General features: G+C 42.8%; 4 protein-coding genes. 3 read left to right on the top strand and 1 reads right to left on the bottom strand.

Annotated features, from left to right (window positions below):
* The coding region (locus tag RT018_RS04265; protein ID WP_312939597.1) for a hypothetical protein at window positions 1–429 on the top strand (429 nt) is incomplete at its 5' end.
* Between the two features lie 114 nt (window positions 430–543).
* Here the strand turns inward: RT018_RS04265 and RT018_RS04270 are convergent.
* The gene (locus tag RT018_RS04270) at window positions 544–888 is read right to left on the bottom strand and encodes a helix-turn-helix transcriptional regulator (RefSeq protein ID WP_312939599.1); all 345 of its coding nucleotides are present in this window, start codon (window positions 886–888) and stop codon (window positions 544–546) included.
* Window positions 889–920: 32 nt separating this feature from the next.
* On the opposite strand from RT018_RS04270, the gene RT018_RS04275 reads away from it, so the two are divergent.
* Both RT018_RS04275 and RT018_RS04280 read left to right on the top strand, forming a co-directional pair.
* A complete protein-coding gene (locus RT018_RS04275) occupies window positions 921–2,369 on the top strand; it encodes a hypothetical protein (RefSeq protein ID WP_312939600.1) in 1,449 nt (482 codons plus the stop codon).
* 71 nt (window positions 2,370–2,440) lie between these two features.
* Window positions 2,441–4,370: WG repeat-containing protein (locus RT018_RS04280; protein ID WP_312939601.1), on the top strand; the 1,930-nt coding region annotated here is incomplete at its 3' end.

The raw sequence follows: 4,370 nt of genomic DNA on the forward strand, positions 1-4,370 counted from the left end.
GTTGAGCTGGCATCCGTAATTGCAACAGAATATAATGTTACTTTAGATTGGCTTTTTTGCCGTTGCGATTATAGAGATGATATTGATTTGATGCTGAATATTATTTGCGCCTTAGACAAGGTACTAAAAGTAGGATATAAGTCCATTCGTAATCCCGATAGTAACTATATAAATCGTGAGTTAGCATTGTGGATGGATAAAGAATTCCGTGAATATTTGACAGAAATACAGGAATTGCAAGATGCAAAACAATTAACCAGACAAATTACCGATGAACGCTATTCGAATATCCGTCGTGACATACAAGCAAAGTATAAGGAATACTTTTACCAGCTATTGGGGATAAAAAGTTGTGAGATAAATGAAACTCGATTTATTGAACTTGAAACGGTTGAGGGGGCCGATATTCTAACGCTTTTGCAAGGTTGACATTGCACAAAAATATAAATAAAAAAGCCCTTGCAGTATAAAATTGATACTGCAAGGGCCTCTTTTATTTTACATCTGTTTAATTGAATTAAAGCACTAGACCGTATTGTTGGGTTATCGCTCCACAAATCTGTCCATCCCCACGCCGAGAACCACTGAGATTCTATACAGCGTTTCCACTGAAAAATTTGAGCGCGTCTTTTCGGATTCAATTTGCCGAATGAAATCGTGTGATAGGCCGACTGCCTCTGCAAGTTGAGCAGAAGTCATGCCTTTTTCTTTACGATAACGCTTGATGTTACAACGTATCGTATCATAAATTTTATCATCAAATACTTTTTGCTCCAAAACCATCACCTGATAAAAGTATAGCTTACGGCTTTGCAGTTGTATGTGAGCCATTATTTCACATTTTCCCTTGATTTGTGTCATTTTTTGTAGTAAGGTTGTGTTAGTCATTTCCTCACATTACAGATAAAGAGGGGCACACTATGAATCAAACGCTCAATGCTTTTCTGACACAAGGGAACCTGGACGCGCTGGCTTACTATGACCTGAAAAATGAAAGCCCGTGGGATAATGCCAATCAGAAACAGAACCCCATTCAAAAGTTTCTCAGGTATAAAGACAATAACAAGGGTTCGCAACACTTTGACTGTGATGGCTCCGGCGGAACTTGCGCCTTGACGGATGACCTCTATAAAAGGCTGTGGGGATGGAGCTACAAGGGCCGGTATCAGTTACCCGAGGAACTTGCCGAAAGTATGGGAGCGCAATGGAATCGCTTTGGCCCTGATACGATGAACTCCTTTATGACAATCTACCGTGTCGCGCAGCGGCTTTATTCTCAAAATAAAAACGCAATCCCTAAAAATCCGTATATCAGCAAGTTTGCCGTATTGACGCATACAATCGGGAATTTTACACTGGTTCCTTTTCAGTTGAATCCGCAAGAAGACCAAGGGTCTTTTAATCAATCCAGAGGCTTCCGCGGACGGAACGGAAGCAAATATTTTGTCTACGACTTTTTTGATTTATCCTTGAAGATCATTCAAGAGAATACCGAAGATTTTGTATTCAGGGCATATATTGATACGTTTTTCTTAAACGACTATGTAGATGAAGAATACAATGTCTTGCCGCTATTCAGCCGTCATAAATGGTATTTGGAGCAAGAGCAGCTTCCGCTTGAAAAGCCGGAAGATTTTTTACCGGCAAATAAAATAGAACTGGACGAATATCTGGAAAATGTAATTTGTAGAATTGAGGCCAGAGGCAAGCGGATGGTCGATGAACTGACAAAGCAAGATACGGGAGGGCCATTCGCGCCAGAGGGTGATAAGCTAGCCTCACCAGAGGTGCCTGTTATCGCCGATATTAAAGAGGCTGTGAATACGCCGCAACCGACGAAAGCACCTAAAAAGCCAATGCCGAAATGGCTAAAATATCTGATCGGGCTTGGCGTGATTTACGTTGGAATCCTTATAACCATCGCGGTATTGGATACGATCTCACTCTGTGCTCCTCTTGACGGATTTTCCAATGCCGTGAGAACAGAGGGACTTTTTAATGTTTTAGGTCAGGTGTGGACTTCCTGTGCGGGCGGTTGGATTGAAAGGGCCGGTTCCTATACGTTTAATTTCATAATTGCGCTGTTCCTGCTGCGGCTATTGGCAATTCACTTTGCAAATAAGCATTTAGAAAGATGTAAGAACTGCGGAAAGGTGTTTGCAGTCAACCGAATAACACATGATATTTTAGGCAGAGACGATATTTCTATTATGGTCGAGTTAAAAGATCGCGGTAGTGATGGTTTCATTCGCGGAACTCATGAGCAATATATCCCGGGAATTCGGACGTGGTATGAGGATACCTATAAATGTGGATTTTGCGGAAACACCGTAGTGGAAAAGTACCATTGTGACACCAAAAAAATTTAGTGGCAAAATGCATAATAAAAAATATCAATACTGCCACAAATATTACAATGATGATTTTGGGAGTAATCAATATGAGAAAGAGAATGTTTAGCACATTGTTAGTATTGGCGATGCTTGCAGGAACCACTATTCAGGCACAGGCCTACACCCACCAGGAGGTTGCCGTCAAAGAAAATATTACATATAAGCATATATCGGATTTTTCAAAAGGCTTTGCACAGGCGGGTATCGACGCAAACGGTGACGGGCTAGCTGATAAATGGGGGCTTATTGATAGCAAAGGAAATGAAATCATTGCGCCCGTGTATGATGATATCTCCGATATTTCGGATGGGATGATAAAAGTTGGACGGGATTTGGCCAATGTCCCAACAATATATGGTGAGTTGGGTAAACGTGAATTCAGTTTTTTTGATACCACTGGCAAAGAAGTCTTGTCGTTGGACTATGATTCTGTGGAGGATTTTTCGGAGGGGCTTGCCTTGGTCGGGAGGCAATATAAATATGTCGATAATAGTTTCGGAAAAGGTGTTACTATAATTGCGACAAAATATGGGTTCATAAATAAGAGCGGAAAAGAAGTAATTCCTTTGATTTACGACAATGTGGCAGCTTTCCGTGAAAGCCTGCCAACCTTTGGATCGCTTACGCCCTCTGTCCGCAAAGGAGAAAAGTTTGGATTCTCGGAGGGCTTGGCTGTGGTTTGCAAAGACGATAAGTGGGGCGCAATCGACACGCAAGGAAAAGTGGTGATTCCTTTTACCTATGAACGCATGGAAATGTTTTTTGAAGGTATGGCTAAAGTCTCAAAAAATGGAAAAGTTGGCTTTGTCAACAAACAGGGAAAAGTTGTTGTCCCAATTAAATATGACTACGCTAATGATTTTTGCAATGGCCTTGCTGTTGTTAGTAAGGATGGAGGGTATGACAAAAATGGTAGAAGTCTTGATGTAAGCGGAGCTGTGGATAAACAGGGAAAACTTGTCATTCCCATGATTTATGACTATATCCACGATTTTTCAGAGGGACTGGCTGTAGTCAGTAAGCGAGTTGGAGACGGATATGACGTAAAGAGCGGCTTTATTGATACCAGCGGAAAACTTGTTGTTCCAATGATATATAGCGCTGCAAGTAATTTTTCGGGAGGTTATGCCAAGGTTGGAGCTGAAGATGAAAATTTTACGGCTGGACTTAAGAATAGATATGGATTCGTCAATAAAAAGGGAGAAGTCGTCATTCCGCTAAAGTATGACACCGCACAAGATTTTTCCGAGGGTCTAACGGTAGTAGGAATGAATATGAACGACTTGGATATAACCGCAAACTTCGCAAAACCAGCCGTTTATGGGTACATTGATAGCACAGGCGACGAAGTTATCCCAATGATTTATGGTTCAGTACAAAGTTTCTCGAATGGGGTTGCAAAGGTAAAAATGCAACACGGGAATTATGCAATTATCAAGAACCCACAATATCAGGAACCCACGACGGACACAGCAGCGGCAGCGACCGATATATTTTCTGATGTAGGCACAAGTTCTTTTTGCTACGATTCTGTAAATTGGGCGGTAAAGCAGGGCGTTACCACCGGCAAAACCGACACGGCCTTTGCTCCGGACGAAACCTGCACCAATGCGCAAATTTTGACGTTCCTCTGGAGAGCTGCCGGGAAGCCGACCACTGCGACTTCTAATCCCTTTAGCGATATAAACGATGGCAACTATTATTATAACGCCGCTCTATGGGCATATGAAAAAGGCATGGTGGGTGGAATGGAGTTTAACGCCTCCTTGCCCTGTACCCGCAGTCAGACGGTGGCTTATCTGTGGCAAGCGGCGGGAAAGCCGATTGTCTCCACGTCCAGTAGCTTCACCGACGTTGGCGCGGACGCGGACTATGCGGCGGCAATTAATTGGGCCGTTGAGAAAAAGATTACCTCCGGCACGTCCTCCACGGCGTTCAGCCCTGACGCAACCTGCAACCGGGGACAGATTGTGACAT

This window comes from Oscillibacter sp. (genome assembly GCF_032060045.1).
Classification (GTDB): domain Bacteria; phylum Bacillota; class Clostridia; order Oscillospirales; family Oscillospiraceae; genus Oscillibacter.

Bases quoted from the DNA above. Each gene is read 5' to 3' on its own strand.
- RT018_RS04270 (WP_312939599.1), bottom strand. From the start codon at position 888: ATGACTAACACAACCTTACTACAAAAAATGACACAAATCAAGGGAAAA.
- RT018_RS04275 (WP_312939600.1), top strand. From the start codon at position 921: ATGAATCAAACGCTCAATGCTTTTCTGACACAAGGGAACCTGGACGCG.